The sequence below is a fragment of the Pseudomonas guangdongensis genome, assembly GCF_900105885.1.
Taxonomy (GTDB): domain Bacteria; phylum Pseudomonadota; class Gammaproteobacteria; order Pseudomonadales; family Pseudomonadaceae; genus Geopseudomonas; species Geopseudomonas guangdongensis.
The window spans coordinates 1,555,902-1,571,396 of the sequence record NZ_LT629780.1 but is presented as its reverse complement, the minus strand read 5'-3'; the positions used below and the strand labels follow the sequence as shown (position 1 = coordinate 1,571,396).

The window sequence follows — 15,495 nt, the reverse complement described above, 5'->3', positions numbered from 1 at the left end:
CATGAGCGACTTTCTCCGCGACTTCGCCCGCCGCTTCGCCGCCCTCGACAAGGACAGCCTCGACCGCCTCGGCGAGCTGTACAGCGCGGATGCGCTGTTCGTCGACCCGCTGCACGAGATCCGCGGCCTGGCGGCGATGCAGCGCTACTTTGCCGAGCTGTACGCCAACGTGCAGGAGCTGCGTTTCGACTTCCACGGCTTCGACGCGGTGCGCGAGGGCGACAAGGAGGGCGAAGGCTACCTGCGCTGGACCATGAGCTACCGCCACCCGCGCCTGGCCGGCGGGCGGCCGATCCGGGTGGCCGGCTGCTCGCACCTGTTGTGGAGCGACGGCCGGGTCTATCGCCACCGCGACTATTTCGACGCCGGCGCGCTGCTCTACGAGCACCTGCCGGTACTCGGCCGGGTCATCGCCTGGCTGAAGAGGAGGCTGGCATGAACACCACGACCCATACAGGCAAACGCATCTGGCTCACCGGCGCCAGCAGCGGCATCGGCGCCGCCCTGGCCGAGGAGCTGCTCGCTCGCGGCCACCGCCTGGCCCTCAGCGCCCGGCGCCGCGAACCGCTGGACGCGCTGGCCGCGCGCTGGCCGCAGCAGGTGCTGGTGGTCCCCGGCGATCTCACCGAGCCGGACGCGGTGGCCGCCATCGCCGCGCGGATCGACGCCGAATGGGGCGCGCTGGATGTGGCGATCCTCAACGCCGGCACCTGCGAATACGTCGAGGTGCGCGCCTTCGAGGCGGCGATGGTCGAGCGGGTGGTCAGCGCCAACCTGTTCTCCGCCGCGCACTGCGTCGAGGCGGCGCTGCCGCTGCTGCGCAAGGGCGATCAGCCGCTGCTGGCCGGGGTGGCCAGCGCGGCGACCTTCCTCGCCCTGCCGCGCGCCGAGGCCTACGGCGCCTCCAAGGCGGCGCTGCGCTACCTGCTGGAATCGCTGCGCGTCGATCTGGCCGCCGAGGGCATCGCGGTCAGCGTGATCAGCCCCGGCTTCGTCGACACCCCGCTGACCCGCCGCAACGACTTCGCCATGCCGATGCGCTGGCCGGCCGACAAGGCCGCCCGCCGCATCGCCGACGGCCTCGACCGCCGCGCGCTGGAAATCGCCTTCCCGCGCCCGTTCATCGCCCTGCTCCTGCTGCTCGCCCACCTGCCCGGCCGTCTGCGCCTGGCGGTGACCCAACGCATGAGCCGTAACCCTTCCAAGGATGACACCCGATGAGAATCGCCATCGTCGGCACCGGCATCGCCGGCCTGACCGCCGCCCACCTGCTCGCTCGCCAGCACCAACTGACCGTGTTCGAGGCCGGCGACTGGATCGGCGGCCACACCCACACCGTCGACGTGACGGTGGACGGCCGCGACCACGCCATCGACACCGGGTTCATCGTGTTCAACGACTGGACCTACCCGAACTTCATCCGCCTGCTGGAGCGTCTCGGCGTCGCCTCGCAGCCCACCGAGATGAGCTTCTCGGTGCACGACCCGGCCAGCGGCATCGAGTACAACGGCAACAACCTCAACAGCCTGTTCGCCCAGCGCCGCAACCTGCTGTCGCCGGCCTTCTGGGGCATGCTGCGCGACATCCTGCGCTTCAACCGCGAGGCGCTGGCCGAGCTGGCCAGCGGCCGCCTGCCGGCCGGCATGACCCTCGGCGACTACCTCGCCAGCCGCGGCTACGGCCGGCGCTTCATCGACCACTACATCGTGCCGATGGGCTCGGCGATCTGGTCGATGTCGCTGGAGGGCATGCTGGCCTTCCCGCTGGAATTCTTCGTGCGCTTCTTCAAGAACCACGGCCTGCTGTCGGTCAACGACCGCCCGCAGTGGCGGGTGGTCAAGGGCGGCTCGCGCAGCTACATCGCGCCGCTCACCGAGCCCTTCGCCGAGGCCATCCGCCTCAACTGCCCGGTACAGCGTGTCGAGCGCGACGAAGGCGGGGTGACGGTGCACAGCGCCGCGGGCCGCGAGCGCTTCGACAAGATTGTCTTCGCCTGCCACAGCGACCAGGCGCTGGCCCTGCTCGCCGAGCCGAGTGCGGCCGAGCGCGAGATCCTCGGTGCCCTGCCCTATGCCGACAACGACGTGCTGCTGCACACCGACACCCGCCTGCTGCCGCAGCGCCGGCTGGCCTGGGCGAGCTGGAACTACCGCCTCGGCGCGCCGGGCGACCGTCTGGCGGCGGTCACCTACGACATGAACATCCTCCAGGGCATCGACGCCTCGCGGACCTTCTGCGTCAGCCTCAACCAGAACGACGCGGTGGACCCGGCGCAGGTGCTCGGCCGCTTCCGCTACGCCCACCCGCAGTACAGCCTGACCGGCATCGCCGCCCAGGCGCGCTGGCGCGAACTGCTCGGCGCCCGGCACAGCTACTACTGCGGCGCCTACTGGGCCAACGGCTTCCACGAGGACGGCGTGGTCAGCGCCCTGCGCGTGGCCGCCGAGTTCGGGGAGGCGCTGTGAACAGCGCCTTCTACAGCGGCTGGGTGCGCCACCGCCGGCTGCGCCCGAAGGCCCACGAGTTCCGCTACCGGATCGGCCTGCTGTACCTGGACCTGGCCGAGCAGGACGCGCTGTTCGCGCTGTCGCCGCTGCTCGGCCGCGGGCGCTTCGCGCCGCTGTCGTTCCGCGAGCAGGACTACCTGCCGCACCTCACCGGCCAGGGCCTGCCGCTCGCCGAGGCCGTGCGCCGGTGCCTTGCCGAGGCGCTGGGCGCCGCGCCCGAAGGGCGCATCTGCCTGCTCACCCAGCCGCGCTGCTGGGGGCTGAGCTTCAACCCGGTGAGCTTCTTCTACTGCTTCGATGCCGAGGAGCGCCTGGCGGCGATCCTCTGCGAAGTCAGCAACACCCCCTGGCACCAGCGCTACCACTATGTGCTGCCGGCGGACGGCGCCGGCAGCCAGCACTTCGCCGTGGCCAAGTCGTTCCACGTCTCGCCGTTCCTGCCGCGCGATCTGGAATACCACCTGCACTTCAGCCGCCCCGGCGAACGCCTGGGCGTGCACATGGAAGACCACGACGTCGAGGGCAAGCTGTTCGACGCCACCCTGACGCTGCAGCGCCAGACCCTCGACCGCGCCGCCGTGCATCGCCACCTGCGCGCCTTCCCGTGGATGACCGCCAAGACCGTGCTGGGCATCTACTGGCAGGCGCTGCGCCTGGCGCTCAAGCGCGTGCCATTCTTCTCCCACCGGGCGGCCGACGGCCACTCCCGCGTCGCCCACCGGCTCCAGGAGTCCTGCGATGAAAAGCTCTAGCCTGACCGCCTCCCGTACCCGCCTGTTCGCCGGCCTCGGCAAGCTCGGCCTGGCCGCGACCCTGCTGCGCCGCGCCGTGCTGCGCCAGCTCGGCCAGTTGCGCCGCGGCCGCCTGCTGCTGGTCGAGGGCGACGACTGCCAGAGCTTCGGCGACCCGCACGCCGAGCTGCACGGCGAGATCCACATCCACGATCCGGCCGCCTGGAGGCTGGTCGCCAGCAACGGCTCGGTCGGCGCCGGCGAGGCCTACATCCACGGCCACTGGAGCAGCCCGGACCTGACTGCGGTGATCCGCGTGTTCGTCGCCAACCTCGAGGTGCTCGACGACCTGGAGGGCGGCCTGGCGCTGCTCGGCCGCCCCTTCCTGCGCGCCCTGCACGCGGTCAACCGCAACTCCAGGGCGGGCTCGCGGCGCAACATCGCCGCCCACTACGATCTGGGCAACGACCTGTTCGAGGCCTTCCTCGACCCGACCATGATGTACTCGGCGGCGATGTTCCTGTCCCCGGACGACACCCTGGAGCGCGCCCAGCTCAACAAGCTGGAGCGCATCTGCCAGAAGCTCGACCTGCAGCCCTCCGACCACCTGCTGGAGATCGGCACCGGCTGGGGCAGCATGGCGCTGTACGCCGCCAGCCACTACGGCTGCCGGGTGACCACCACCACCCTGTCGCGCGAACAGCACGACTACACCGCCCGGCGCATCGTCGAGATGGGCCTGGAAAACCGCGTCACCCTGCTGCTGCAGGACTACCGCGACCTCAAGGGCCAGTACGACAAGCTGGTGTCCATCGAGATGATCGAGGCGGTCGGCCACCGCTACCTGCCCGAGTACTTCCAGCAGTGCATGCGCCTGCTCAAGCCCGAGGGGCTGATGCTGCTGCAGGCCATCACCATCCGCGACCAGCGCTACCGCCAGGCCTGCAACAGCGTCGATTTCATCCAGCGCTACATCTTCCCCGGCGGCGCGCTACCGTCGATCGAGGCGATGCTCAAGACCCTCAGCACCGGCACCGACATGAACCTGCTGCACCTGGAGGACTTCGGCGCCCACTACGCGCGCACCCTGCGCCACTGGCACGACAACCTGCGCCACGCCCGCGTCGAGCTGGAGCAGCGCGGCTACGACGACGCCTTCTTCCGGCTCTGGGAGTTCTACCTGTGCTACTGCGAGGGCGGCTTCCTCGAACGGACCATCGGCACCGTGCAGATGCTGCTGGCCCGCCCGGATGCGCGGCCGGCACCGCTGCTCGGCCCGCTGCAACGCAACGCCTGAACCTGGATCCTGTGCAGGGTGGCTCGGCCGCCTGCGGCGCGACCCACCGCATGCCGCAGGCATTCCCCTTGCCGCCCTGCACGGCTGGCTCCGAACCCGCGCGGCGCTGACAATGCCGCGCCCCTTCGCAAGGTCGACACCATGAACCGCAAGCTGCTGCTCAACGCCCTGCTGTTCCAGACCGGCTGGTTCGCCTGCGTGTTCGCCGCGCAGCAGCCCTGGCTGCTGGCCGTGCCGGTACTGGCGCTGCTGGTGCATTTCCGCTGGATCGGGCGCTGGGCCGAGGAAGGCAAGCTGGTGGCCAGCGTCTTGATCGCCGGCAGCGCGCTGGACAGTTTCCTGCTGCAGATGGGGGTGTTCGACTTCCCCGGCGACAGTCCGCTGGTGCCGGCCTGGCTGGCGCTGCTGTGGGCGCTGCTGGCCACCACCCTCAACCACTGCCTGGCCTGGACCGCGCGGCCCTGGTGGCTGGGCAGCCTGCTCGGCGCCGTGGCCGGGCCGCTGTCCTACTGGGCCGGCGCGCGCCTGGCCGGAGTCGGCCTGCCGCTGGGCACACTGCCGACCCTGCTGCTGCTCGCGGCGCTCTGGGCGCTGGCGATCCCCGTGCTGCACGGCTTCGCCGCGCTGTACCGCGCGCAGGCAGGGCAGCGCGGCTGACTCAGAACGCCGTGCGGTAGTGCAGGGTGTAGGTCTCGGCGCCGTCGTTGGGCTGCTTGATTCCGGCGTTGGAGTAGTGGATGGCGCGCACGCCGATTTCCTGGCCGGCGAAGCGCAGGCCGAAGCCCAGGCGATCCTCGAACTGGAACGACGAGCCCAGGTCGTGGCTCTCGTGCTCGGTGCTCTCGAACAGCGCCACGCCGATGCCCGCCTCGACATAGGGCCTCACCCGCTCGCCGGCGAACTCGTAGACGAACACCGGGGCGAACGACAGGCTGTGGTTGCTGGCGCTCTTGTCGCCGAACCAGTAGGTGTAGCCGGCGTCCCAATAGCCGGTCAGGCGGCCGCTGGAACTCTGCCACCAGCTGCGCTGGAAATCCTGCTGCAGCGCCAGGCGCAATACTTCGGTGGATTCGCGGGTCACCCCGGCGGCGAGGGTGGCGTCCCAGGCGCTGGCCGGGCCGCTGGCGCCCAGGGTCAGGGCCAGCAGGGCGGCAGTACGCAGTGCGTTGGACATCGCGGAACTCCTTGTACTGAAGGGAATGGGCCGGCCCGGTCGGGGTCGGGGGTTGTCCGTCAGTATAGAAACTCCGTCGCGGTGGTAAAAACGCACCCGCTCAGCAGGGCAGCGCCGCCACGCCGGCCGCCTCGCCCCACAGCACCGGCAACACCCGGGCCAGCGCGGCGGGGTCGCCGCTGGACCAGAACCGCGCCGGCTGCGCCGGCCCTGCCGCCAGCAGCGCGCGCTCATCGAGCAGGCGCGCCAGCTGACGCGCCACCGCCGCGCCGGTGTCGATCAGTTCGACGCCTTCCGGCACCAGCTCGCGCAGCAGCGGCTTGAGGAACGGATAGTGGGTGCAGCCGAGGATCAGCGTGTCGCAGCCGGCCGCCAGCAGCGGCTGCACGTAGGAGGCCAGCAGCGCGCGGGTCGCCGGCGCGGCCAGCGCGCCCTGTTCGACGCACTCCACCAGCCCCGGGCAGGGCTGGGTGACCACCGTGACGTCGTGGGCGAAGCGATCCAGCAGCGCGGCGAAGCGCGCGCTCTTCAGCGTCCCGGTGGTGGCCAGCACGCCCACCGTGCCGCAGCGGGTGGCCGCCGCCGCCGGCTTGACCGCCGGCTCCATGCCGACGATGGGCAGCCCGGGGTGACGCTCGCGCAGCTCGGCCACCGCCGCCACCGTGGCGGTGTTGCAGGCCACCACCAGCGCCTTGGCGCCCTGCGCCAGCAGGAAGTCGGCGATGCAGCGGCAGCGCTCGCGGATGTACTCGGGACTCTTCTCGCCATAGGGCACATGGCCGCTGTCGGCGACATAGAGCAGCGACTCAAAGGGCAGCCGCGCGCGGATCGCGCCGAGCACCGACAGGCCGCCGACCCCGGAGTCGAACACCCCGACCGGCGCCTCACTGGCCATGGCGATTCCCGCAGACCGCGCACAGCGGGTCGCGCTTCACCCGCAGCTCGCGGAAGCGCGTGGTCAGCGCGTCGATCAGCAATAGGCGACCGACCAGCGGCTCGCCGAAGCCGGCCAGCAGCTTGAGGACTTCCAGCGCCTGCAGGCTGCCGACGGTGCCGACCAGCGGGCCGAGCACCCCGGCCTCGCTGCAGGTCAGCTCCTCGTCGCCGCCCTCGCCGTACAGGCAGTGGTAGCAGGGACTGTCGGCGCGGCGCGGGTCGAACACCGCCAGCTGGCCTTCCAGACGGATCGCCGCGCCGGACACCAGCGGCCGGCCGGCGGCCACGCAGGCGGCGTTGACTGCCGCGCGGGTGGCGAAGTTGTCGCAGCAGTCGACCACCACGTCGACCGCCGCCACCGCGGCGGCCAGCGTGTCGGCGTCCAGCGCGCGGCGCAGCGGCAGCAGGCGCACATTGGGGTTGAGCGCGGCCAGGCGCGCCATCGCCGAGTCGACCTTGGCCTGGCCGACGCTGGCGCTGTCGTGGAGCACCTGGCGCTGCAGGTTGGTCAGGTCCACCGTGTCGAAGTCGGCCAGGTGCAGCTCGCCGACCCCGGCGGCGGCCAGGTACAGCGCCAGCGGCGAGCCGAGGCCGCCGAGGCCGACCACCAGCACGCGGCCGGCGGCGATCTTCAGCTGGCCGTCGATGTCGATCTGCCTGAGCAGGATCTGCCGGCTGTAGCGCAGCAGGTCGTCGTCACTGAGCATCGGCGTCTCCCGTCCACTGGCCGAGGGTGATGCGCTGGTGGCCGCCCAGATCGCGCCGGCTCTCCACGGCCGCGAAACCGCGCGCGGCGAACAGCGCACGCACCGCCTCGGCCTGATCGTAACCGTGCTCCAGCAGCAGCCAGCCGCCGGCTTCGAGGTGCTCCGGCGCCTCATGGACGATCAAGCGGATATCGTCCAGTCCGTCCTGACCTGCGACCAGCGCGCTGGCCGGCTCGAAGCGCACGTCGCCCTCGTTCAGGTGGCGGTCGTCGGCGGCGATGTACGGCGGATTGCCGACGATCAGCGCAAAACGCTCGCCGCCCAGCGTGGAAAACCAGACGCTCTCGACGAAGCGCGCATTGCCCAGCCCGAGCCGCGCGCGGTTGCGCTCGGCCAGCTGCACCGCCTCGCTCACCCGGTCGACGCCGAGCACCTGCCAGGCCGGGCGCTCGCAGGCCAGAGCCAGGGCGATGGCGCCGGTGCCGGTGCCGAGGTCGAGCACCCGGGCCGGGCCGCCCGGACCCAGCGCCAGCGCGGTCTCCACCAGTAGCTCGGTGTCCGGGCGGGGAATCAGGGTGTGCGGCGCCACTTCCAAATCGAGACTCCAGAAGCCCTGGCGGCCGAGCAGGTAGGCCACCGGCTCGCCGGCGCGGCGGCGTTCCAGCAGGGCGTCGAAGGCGGCGCACTGCGCGGCGGAGGGCTCGCGCTCCGGCCAGGTGCGCAGGTAGCTGCGCGACTGGCCGAGCGCGTGGGCGAGCAGCAGCTCGGCGTCCAGCCGGGGGCTGGGCGAGTCGGGCAGTTCGGCGCTCTTGAGCAGGGATTCGATGGTGGGCATCAGCAGCGTTCTCCCGCGGAGGCGCATTGGAACGTGGGGTGGACAACCGCGCAGCGTGGTCCACCGGGAGGCCGGCAACGGTAGAAGATCGCTGCGCGCGTTTTCTACCCTACGCTTGACGGCGGCCGGCGAGGAGCAAATCTCAATCGCCCAGCGCCGCCAGCTGGTCGGCCTGGTATTCCTGCAGCAGCGGCTCGATCACCTGCTCCACCGCGCCGCCGATGACCTCGTTCAGCGAGTAGAGGGTCAGGTTGATGCGATGGTCGGTGACCCGGCCCTGGGGGAAGTTGTAGGTGCGGATGCGCTCGGAGCGATCGCCCGAGCCGACCAGCAGCTTGCGCGTCTCGGAGATTTCCTTGTGCGCGGCGGCATCCTGCTGGTCCTGCAGGCGCGCCGCCAGCCAGGCCATGGCGCGGGCGCGGTTCTTGTGCTGCGAGCGCTCTTCCTGGCATTCCACCACCATGCCGGTGGGCAGGTGAGTGATGCGCACCGCCGAGTCGGTCTTGTTGATGTGCTGGCCGCCGGCGCCGGAGGCGCGGTAGGTGTCGACGCGCAGGTCGGCCGGATTGATCTCGATGGCCGCCTGCTCGTCCGGCTCGGGCAGCACCGCCACGGTGCAGGCCGAGGTGTGGATGCGTCCCTGGGATTCGGTCTCCGGCACGCGCTGCACGCGGTGGGCGCCGGACTCGAACTTGAGCTTGGCGTAGACGTTGTCGCCCTCGACGCGGGCGATCACCTCCTTGTAGCCGCCGTGCTCGCCCTCGCTCTCGGAGAGCACCTCGACCCGCCAGCCCTGCTTCTCGGCGTAGCGCGAGTACATGCGGAACAGGTCGCCGGAGAAGATCGCCGCCTCGTCGCCGCCGGTGCCGGCGCGGATTTCGAGGAACACGTTGCGCCCGTCGCGGGGGTCCCTGGGCAGCAGCATGCGCTGCAGGTTGGCCTCCAGCACCTCGAGCTGGGCGCGGGCCTCGGCGACCTCCTCCTCGGCCATGGCGCGCAGGTCGGGGTCGCTGTCCTTGAGCAGCGCCTGGGCGCCGTCGAGGTCGCCCTGCACCTTGCGGAAGGCGCGGAAGGCCTCGATCACCGGCTCGATCTCCGCGTATTCGCGGGAGTAGGCGCGGAACTTGGTCTGGTCGCTGATCACCTCGGCATCGCCGAGCAGCGCGGTCAGCTCCTCGAAACGATCCTGCAGGGTATCGAGCTTGTTCAGCAGCGAGGCTTTCATCGGTGGAGTCACCATGGGGCGCCGCGCCGCCGGGCGGTGCGGCGCGAGCGATGCGGTTAGCGGTGGTGCGCCGCCCCGTCGAGGGCGAGCAGTTCCTGGGCCACGGCCAGCGCATCGTGGCGGCCGGCGGCGGAGAATTTCTTCAGCTGCACGCTGGGCGCATGCAGCAGCTTGTTGGTCAGGCCGCGGGCCAGCTGGGCCAGCACGTCCTCGGCCGGGGTGCCGTTGCCGAGCAGGCGCAGCGCCTTGGCCAGCTCCTCGTCGCGCAGCTGCTCGGCGCGCGCCCGGTAGCCGCGCAGCAGGTCGAGGCTGTCGCGCTCGCGCAGGCGCTGCATGAATTCGTCGACGCCGCTGAGCACCAGCTCCTCGGCGGCCAGCGCCGCGCCCTGGCGGCTGCGCAGGTTCTCGGCGATCACCTCGTGCAGGTCGTCGACGCTGTACAGGTAGACGTCGTCCAGCTCGCCGACCTCCGGCTCGATGTCGCGCGGCACTGCGATGTCGACCATGAACACCGGGCGGTGCTTGCGCTTCTTCAGCGCGCGCTCCACCGCGCCCTTGCCGAGGATCGGCAGCGGGCTGGCAGTGGAGCTGATGACGATGTCGCTGTTGACCAGCTCGTCGGGAATCGCCGAGAGCAGCACCGCCTGGCCGCCGACCTCCTCGGCCAGCGCGCTGGCGCGCTCCAGGGTGCGGTTGGCCACCACGATGCGCGACACGCCCTGCTCGTGCAGGTGGCGGGCGACCAGGGCGATGGTTTCGCCGGCGCCGATCAGCAGCGCCTGGCTGCGCTTGAGATCGCTGAAGATCTGCTTGGCCAGACTCACCGCGGCGAAGGCCACCGACACGGGGTTCTCGCCGATGCGGGTGTCGGTGCGCACGGTCTTGGCGGTGCTGAAGGTGGCCTGGAACAGCCGGCCGAGCAGCGGACCGAGGGTGCCGGCCTCGCGGGCGGTGGCGTAGGCGTCCTTCATCTGGCCGAGGATCTGCGGCTCGCCGAGGATCATCGAGTCCAGTCCGCAGGCCACGCGCATCATGTGGCGCACCGCGTCGTTGTCCTGGTGGATGTAGGCGCAGGCGCGCAGATCGTCGAGGCTCAGCCCGTGGTAGTCGGCAAGCCAGGCGAGGATCGCCTCGGCGCGCGCCTCGTCTAGGGCCAGGTACAGCTCGCTGCGGTTGCAGGTGGAGAGGATCGCCGCTTCCTGGCAAGGGGTCACCCGGCACAGCTGCTGCAAGGCGTCGACCAGCTGCTCGGGGCCGAAGGCCACGCGCTCGCGGACCGCCACCGATGCGGTTTTGTGGTTGATGCCGAGGGCGAGAAATGCCATGCCGGAACGCTAGGTGACCTGGAAAGCGGGCAATTGTCCTACTTAGACGAAGGCAGGACAACTGCCAGGCCGTGATCGGCCGTCGCCGGCGCGCCGGCGGTCGAGGCGCACACCCGGCGCCCATGGGATTGACCCGAGGCTTGTGTCATGATTGCGCGACTTGTCGGTGAGCCCACGTATGCCAGCCATGAACCCATCTCTCGCACTGCTGACGGCCCTCGCGCTGCTCGGCGGCTGTCAGTTCCTGCCTGCCGCCCGCCCCGACGGCCCCCCGCCGGTCGCCGAGGCCGAGGTCGCCCCGGCGCCCGTCCCCAGCGCCTCGTTCCGCCCAGACACCCTGTATGCCCTGCTGGTCGCCGAACTGGCCGGCCAGCGCGAGCGCTTCGACATCGCCCTGAGCGGCTACGTCGAACAGGCCCGGCTCACCGGCGACCCGGCGGTGGCCGAACGCGCCTACCGCATCGCCGAGTACCTCGGCGCCGACGAGGCCGCGCTGGAAACCGCCCTGCTGTGGGCCGACAGCGCCGAGGACAACCTCGACGCGCAGCGCGCCGCGGCGATCCAGCTGGCCCGCGCCGGCCGCCACGAGCAGGGCATGCTGTACATGGAGCAGGTGCTGCAGGCCAAGGGCGACACCCACTTCGACTTCCTCGCCCTGAGCGCCGCGCAGCTCGACCCCGAAGCCCGCGCCGGCCTGCTGCAGGGCTTCGAGCGCCTGCTCGGACGCCACCCGGACAACGCCCAGCTGCTGTTCGGCCGCGCCGTGCTGCTGCAGCAGGAAGGCCGCCCGCAGGAAGCGCTGGCCAGCCTGGAGAACCACCCGGCCGGCAGCCGCGAGATCGCCCCGCTGCTGCTGCGCGTGCGCCTGCTCAATGCCCTCGAGCGCGGCGAGGAAGCCCTGCCGCTGCTCAGGAGCGGCCTGCGCCTGCACCCGGACGACAAGCGCCTGCGCCTGACCTATGCGCGTCAGCTGCTCGAACAGCAGCAACTCGAGGCCGCCCGCGCGCAGTTCGGCGAACTGCTGGAGCGCAACCCCGAAGACGACGACCTGCGCCTGACCCTGGCGCTGGTCGACTTCGAGGCCAAGGAATGGGCCGCTGCCCGCGAACACCTGCAGGAACTGGTGGTGCGCGACAGCCACACCGACGCCGCCCACTACAACCTCGGCCGCATCGCCGAACAGGAAGGCGACCGCGCCGCCGCCCTGGACGCCTACGCCAAGGTCGGCCCAGGCAACGACTACCTGCCGGCCCAGCTGCGCCGCACCGAGCTGCTGGTCAAGGCCGGCCAGGGCGAACAGGCCCTGCGCCTGCTCGCCGCCGCCCGCGACAGCCAGCCGGACTACGCCCTGCAGCTGTACCTGATCGAGATCGACAGCCTGGCCAACCAGCGGCGCATCGATGCCGCCTGGCAGAGCGCCGGGCAGGCGCTGGCCAGCTACCCGGACGACCTCAACCTGCTCTACTCGCGGGCCATGCTGGCCGAGAAGCGCGGCGACCTGGCCGGCCTGGAGCGCGACCTGCGCTTCATCCTCGAGCGCGAGCCGGACAACGCCATGGCCCTCAACGCCCTCGGCTACACCCTGGCCGACCGCACCACCCGCTACGCCGAGGCCCGCGAACTGATCGAACGGGCCCACGAGCTGAACCCGGACGACCCGGCGATCCTCGACAGCCTGGGTTGGGTACAGTACCGCCTGGGCAACCTCAAGGCAGCCGAGGACTACCTGCGCCGGGCCCTCGAACGCATGCCCGACGCCGAGATCGCCGCCCACCTGGGCGAGGTGCTCTGGGTCTCCGGCCAGCGCGGCGCGGCCCGCGACGTCTGGCGCCGGGCGCTGCAGGACACCCCGGACAGCGACATCCTGCGCGACACCCTGCGGCGCCTGACCGGCAAGGAGCAGCCATGAAACTGCGCAGCCTGGCGCTGCTCGCCACCCTGCTGCTCGCCGGCTGCGCCGGCCTCGCACCGCGCGAGGACCTCTCCGGCGCAGGCGATGCCGATGTCTGGCGCAGCCACCGCGGCCAGGTCGCCGGCATCGACGCCTGGCAGATCGCCGGCAAGGTCGGCATCCGCGCCCCGCAGGACTCCGGCAGCGGCACCCTGTTCTGGCTGCAGCGCCAGGACTACTACGACATACGCCTGTCCGGCCCGCTGGGCCGCGGCGCGGCGCGGCTCACCGGCCGCGAGGGCGACATCCTCCTCGAAGTGGCCAACCAGGGCCGCTACCGCGCCGCCTCCCCCGAGGCGCTGCTGGAGGAGCAGCTCGGCTGGCGCCTGCCGGTCGCCCACCTGCTGTGGTGGGTGCGCGGCCTGCCGGCGCCCGACAGCAAGAGCCGCCTGACCCTCGACGCCGACAGCCGCCTGGCCCGCCTGGAACAGGACGGCTGGCAGGTCGAATACGCCCAGTACGCCCGGCACGCCGGCTACTGGCTGCCCGAACGCCTCAAGCTGCGCGGCCACGACCTCGACGTCACCCTGGTGATCAAGGACTGGCAACCGCGCCGCCTCGGCCGCTGAGCCCACTGCTCAACGCCGGGCCGCACAGGCCCGGCGCCTTCACGACAGACCCGCCACCATGCACGACGCCACCCTGATCCTGCCCGCCCCGGCCAAGCTCAACCTGTTCCTGCACATCACCGGCCGACGCGCCGACGGCTACCACGAGCTGCAGACGCTGTTCCAGTTCCTCGACCACGGCGACACGCTGGGCTTTCGCGTGCGCGAGGACGGCGAGATCCGCCTGCACGGCGAAATCGCCGGGGTGCCCCACGACAGCAACCTGATCGTGCGCGCCGCGCGCCTGCTCCAGCAGGCGTCCGCCACGCCGCTGGGCGCCGACCTCTGGCTGGACAAGCGTCTGCCGATGGGCGGCGGGATCGGCGGCGGCAGCTCGGACGCCGCCACCACCCTGCTTGGTCTCGACCACCTGTGGCAGCTGAACCTCGGCCTCGACCGCCTGGCAGAACTGGGCCTGCGCCTCGGCGCCGACGTGCCGGTGTTCGTGCGCGGCCGCGCCGCCTTCGCCGAAGGCGTGGGCGAGCATCTCACCCCGCTCGACCTGGACGAGCCCTGGTTTCTCGTCGCCGTGCCGCAAGTCTCTGTCAGCACTGCAGAAATTTTCTCGGCGCCGGAGTTGACACGAAATACCCCGATCATTAAAGTTTGCGGCCTTCCCGAGGGGGGCGGTCATAACGACTGCCAGCCGGTGGTCGAAGCGCGTTATCCCGAAGTTCGTAACGCCTTGAACTTGCTGAACAAATTCGTTCACGCAAGGATGACCGGAACCGGAGCTTGTGTGTTTGGGAGCTTCCCAAACCGCAGCGATGCTGATAAAGTCTCGCGCCAGCTTCCGGCCACTCTGCCAAGCTTCACAGCTCGCGGTTGCAACCTTTCACCGTTGCACCGGGTCCTGCAAGGCCTGACAGCGGAAGCACGTGCCTAGCACGGGGTTGTACGATACAGGGGCGTCGCCAAGCGGTAAGGCAGCAGGTTTTGATCCTGCCATGCGTTGGTTCGAATCCAGCCGCCCCTGCCATAACCCTCACGGGAATCGTACAGTCCGGTCAGCACACACTTGATGCCACAGGGGCGTCGCCAAGCGGTAAGGCAGCAGGTTTTGATCCTGCCATGCGTTGGTTCGAATCCAGCCGCCCCTGCCATATTCCAGAAAAACCTTTGTGGTTTTGCGGTACAGCGCCGCGAGGTCACAAAGGTTTTTTGTTCATCCAGGGTCCACCCTCAGCCGGCAGGAACTGCGCGTGTCCAAGATGATGGTCTTTACGGGGAACGCCAACCCCGATCTCGCTCGCCGTGTCGTGCGTCAACTGCACATCCCCCTCGGCGACGTTTCCGTCGGCAAATTCTCCGACGGCGAAATCAGTGTCGAAATCAACGAAAATGTCCGCGGTAAGGATGTCTTCCTGATTCAGCCGACCTGTGCGCCGACCAACGATAACCTGATGGAACTGGTGGTGATGGCCGATGCCTTCCGCCGCTCCTCGGCCAGTCGTATCACGGCAGTGATCCCCTACTTCGGCTATGCCCGCCAGGACCGCCGTCCGCGTTCCGCCCGCGTGGCGATCAGCGCCAAGGTGGTGGCCGACATGCTGACCGTAGTCGGCGTCGACCGCGTGCTCACCGTCGATCTGCATGCCGACCAGATCCAGGGCTTCTTCGACGTGCCGGTGGACAACATCTACGGCTCGCCGACCCTGGTCGACGACATCCAGGATCAGCGCTTCGAGAACCTGATGATTGTCTCCCCGGACATCGGCGGCGTGGTGCGTGCCCGTGCAGTCGCCAAGAGCCTGGGCGTAGACCTGGCGATCATCGACAAGCGCCGGCCGAAGGCCAACGTCTCCGAGGTGATGCACATCATCGGCGACGTCGACGGCCGCACCTGCGTGCTGGTGGACGACATGGTCGATACCGCCGGCACCCTGTGCCACGCCGCCAGCGCACTGAAGAAGCACGGCGCCTCCAAGGTCTACGCCTACTGCACCCACGCGGTGCTGTCCGGGCGCGCCATCGAGAACATCGAAAACTCCGAGCTGGACGCGCTGGTGGTGACCAACACCATCCCGCTGTCCGCCGCTGCCCAGGCCTGCGAGCGCATTCGCCAGCTGGACATCGGCCCGGTGGTTGCCGAAGCGGTACGCCGCATCAGCAACGAGGAATCCATCAGCGCCATGTTCCGCTAAGGCACGGGCGCCGATATAAACTGCCCTGCCCCGCGCAGGGCCTTTAGCCAACAGC

At 70.4% G+C, this 15,495-nt stretch carries 16 protein-coding genes and 2 tRNA genes; 12 read left to right on the top strand and 6 right to left on the bottom strand.

Features of this window, described 5'->3' with window-relative positions; translation table 11 throughout:
* The first annotated feature begins 1 nt into the window (after position 1).
* The 6 genes from BLU22_RS07605 to BLU22_RS07580 all read left to right on the top strand — a co-directional run bounded on the left by BLU22_RS07605 (position 2) and on the right by BLU22_RS07580 (position 5,192).
* On the top strand, positions 2 to 439 hold the full coding sequence (locus BLU22_RS07605; protein ID WP_090213355.1) for a nuclear transport factor 2 family protein: 438 nt from the start codon (positions 2 to 4) through the stop codon (positions 437 to 439).
* Positions 436 to 1,221, top strand: a complete 786-nt coding sequence (locus tag BLU22_RS07600) for an SDR family NAD(P)-dependent oxidoreductase (protein ID WP_090213353.1) — start codon at positions 436 to 438, stop codon at positions 1,219 to 1,221. The genes BLU22_RS07605 and BLU22_RS07600 overlap by 4 nt, the downstream gene beginning before the upstream one ends.
* Positions 1,218 to 2,465: an NAD(P)/FAD-dependent oxidoreductase gene (locus tag BLU22_RS07595; RefSeq protein ID WP_090213352.1), complete on the top strand. Its 1,248-nt coding sequence runs from the start codon at positions 1,218 to 1,220 to the stop codon at positions 2,463 to 2,465. Before BLU22_RS07600 ends, BLU22_RS07595 begins: the two co-directional genes overlap by 4 nt.
* A complete protein-coding gene (locus tag BLU22_RS07590; protein ID WP_090213350.1) occupies positions 2,462 to 3,259 on the top strand; it encodes a DUF1365 domain-containing protein in 798 nt (265 codons plus the stop codon). Before BLU22_RS07595 ends, BLU22_RS07590 begins: the two co-directional genes overlap by 4 nt.
* Entirely contained in the window at positions 3,246 to 4,535 is a 1,290-nt protein-coding gene (locus tag BLU22_RS07585; RefSeq protein ID WP_090213348.1) for an SAM-dependent methyltransferase, read from the top strand. The genes BLU22_RS07590 and BLU22_RS07585 overlap by 14 nt, the downstream gene beginning before the upstream one ends.
* A 141-nt stretch (positions 4,536 to 4,676) precedes the next feature.
* Positions 4,677 to 5,192 (top strand): DUF2878 domain-containing protein, encoded by a 516-nt coding sequence (locus tag BLU22_RS07580; protein WP_090213347.1) that lies wholly within the window; start codon positions 4,677 to 4,679, stop codon positions 5,190 to 5,192.
* Between the two features lies 1 nt (position 5,193).
* On the opposite strand, the gene BLU22_RS07575 is transcribed toward BLU22_RS07580, so the two are convergent.
* From BLU22_RS07575 to hemA, 6 genes are all read right to left on the bottom strand, one after another.
* Positions 5,194 to 5,709: an acyloxyacyl hydrolase gene (locus BLU22_RS07575; protein ID WP_090213345.1), complete on the bottom strand. Its 516-nt coding sequence runs from the start codon at positions 5,707 to 5,709 to the stop codon at positions 5,194 to 5,196.
* A 100-nt stretch (positions 5,710 to 5,809) separates the two neighbouring features.
* Entirely contained in the window at positions 5,810 to 6,604 is a 795-nt protein-coding gene (gene murI / locus BLU22_RS07570) for a glutamate racemase (RefSeq protein ID WP_090213344.1), read from the bottom strand.
* Positions 6,594 to 7,352: a molybdopterin-synthase adenylyltransferase MoeB gene (gene moeB, locus BLU22_RS07565; protein ID WP_090213342.1), complete on the bottom strand. Its 759-nt coding sequence runs from the start codon at positions 7,350 to 7,352 to the stop codon at positions 6,594 to 6,596. Before moeB ends, murI begins: the two co-directional genes overlap by 11 nt.
* Entirely contained in the window at positions 7,342 to 8,187 is an 846-nt protein-coding gene (gene prmC / locus BLU22_RS07560; protein WP_090213340.1) for a peptide chain release factor N(5)-glutamine methyltransferase, read from the bottom strand. Before prmC ends, moeB begins: the two co-directional genes overlap by 11 nt.
* 142 nt (positions 8,188 to 8,329) lie before the next feature.
* A complete protein-coding gene (gene prfA / locus BLU22_RS07555) occupies positions 8,330 to 9,412 on the bottom strand; it encodes a peptide chain release factor 1 (protein ID WP_090213339.1) in 1,083 nt (360 codons plus the stop codon).
* 56 nt (positions 9,413 to 9,468) lie between these two features.
* On the bottom strand, positions 9,469 to 10,737 hold the full coding sequence (gene hemA, locus BLU22_RS07550; protein WP_090213337.1) for a glutamyl-tRNA reductase: 1,269 nt from the start codon (positions 10,735 to 10,737) through the stop codon (positions 9,469 to 9,471).
* Between the two features lie 187 nt (positions 10,738 to 10,924).
* Between hemA and BLU22_RS07545 the strand changes: the two genes are divergently transcribed.
* From BLU22_RS07545 to BLU22_RS07520, 6 genes are all read left to right on the top strand, one after another.
* Positions 10,925 to 12,646, top strand: coding sequence for a tetratricopeptide repeat protein (locus BLU22_RS07545; protein WP_090213335.1), 1,722 nt, complete (start codon positions 10,925 to 10,927; stop codon positions 12,644 to 12,646).
* Positions 12,643 to 13,257 carry a lipoprotein insertase outer membrane protein LolB gene (gene lolB / locus BLU22_RS07540; RefSeq protein ID WP_090213334.1) on the top strand — a complete coding sequence of 205 codons (615 nt, stop codon included), beginning with the start codon at positions 12,643 to 12,645 and terminating at the stop codon, positions 13,255 to 13,257. The genes BLU22_RS07545 and lolB overlap by 4 nt, the downstream gene beginning before the upstream one ends.
* Positions 13,258 to 13,315: 58 nt before the next feature.
* Positions 13,316 to 14,182, top strand: a complete 867-nt coding sequence (ispE, locus tag BLU22_RS07535) for a 4-(cytidine 5'-diphospho)-2-C-methyl-D-erythritol kinase (RefSeq protein WP_090213332.1) — start codon at positions 13,316 to 13,318, stop codon at positions 14,180 to 14,182.
* An 18-nt stretch (positions 14,183 to 14,200) separates the two neighbouring features.
* Positions 14,201 to 14,275: transfer RNA gene (locus tag BLU22_RS07530), tRNA-Gln, on the top strand.
* Positions 14,276 to 14,324: 49 nt separating this feature from the next.
* Positions 14,325 to 14,399 (top strand) — tRNA-Gln (locus tag BLU22_RS07525).
* A gap of 99 nt (positions 14,400 to 14,498) precedes the next feature.
* Positions 14,499 to 15,440 carry a ribose-phosphate pyrophosphokinase gene (locus BLU22_RS07520; protein WP_090213330.1) on the top strand — a complete coding sequence of 314 codons (942 nt, stop codon included), beginning with the start codon at positions 14,499 to 14,501 and terminating at the stop codon, positions 15,438 to 15,440.
* Positions 15,441 to 15,495 lie beyond the last annotated feature (55 nt).

Bases quoted from the DNA above. Each gene is read 5' to 3' on its own strand.
- ispE (WP_090213332.1), top strand. From the start codon at position 13,316: ATGCACGACGCCACCCTGATCCTGCCCGCCCCGGCCAAGCTCAACCTG.
- BLU22_RS07545 (WP_090213335.1), top strand. From the start codon at position 10,925: ATGAACCCATCTCTCGCACTGCTGACGGCCCTCGCGCTGCTCGGCGGC.
- prfA (WP_090213339.1), bottom strand. From the start codon at position 9,412: ATGAAAGCCTCGCTGCTGAACAAGCTCGATACCCTGCAGGATCGTTTC.
- BLU22_RS07600 (WP_090213353.1), top strand. From the start codon at position 436: ATGAACACCACGACCCATACAGGCAAACGCATCTGGCTCACCGGCGCC.
- BLU22_RS07585 (WP_090213348.1), top strand. From the start codon at position 3,246: ATGAAAAGCTCTAGCCTGACCGCCTCCCGTACCCGCCTGTTCGCCGGC.
- hemA (WP_090213337.1), bottom strand. From the start codon at position 10,737: ATGGCATTTCTCGCCCTCGGCATCAACCACAAAACCGCATCGGTGGCG.
- BLU22_RS07605 (WP_090213355.1), top strand. From the start codon at position 2: ATGAGCGACTTTCTCCGCGACTTCGCCCGCCGCTTCGCCGCCCTCGAC.
- BLU22_RS07580 (WP_090213347.1), top strand. From the start codon at position 4,677: ATGAACCGCAAGCTGCTGCTCAACGCCCTGCTGTTCCAGACCGGCTGG.
- BLU22_RS07575 (WP_090213345.1), bottom strand. From the start codon at position 5,709: ATGTCCAACGCACTGCGTACTGCCGCCCTGCTGGCCCTGACCCTGGGC.
- murI (WP_090213344.1), bottom strand. From the start codon at position 6,604: ATGGCCAGTGAGGCGCCGGTCGGGGTGTTCGACTCCGGGGTCGGCGGC.
- prmC (WP_090213340.1), bottom strand. From the start codon at position 8,187: ATGCCCACCATCGAATCCCTGCTCAAGAGCGCCGAACTGCCCGACTCG.
- lolB (WP_090213334.1), top strand. From the start codon at position 12,643: ATGAAACTGCGCAGCCTGGCGCTGCTCGCCACCCTGCTGCTCGCCGGC.
- moeB (WP_090213342.1), bottom strand. From the start codon at position 7,352: ATGCTCAGTGACGACGACCTGCTGCGCTACAGCCGGCAGATCCTGCTC.
- BLU22_RS07595 (WP_090213352.1), top strand. From the start codon at position 1,218: ATGAGAATCGCCATCGTCGGCACCGGCATCGCCGGCCTGACCGCCGCC.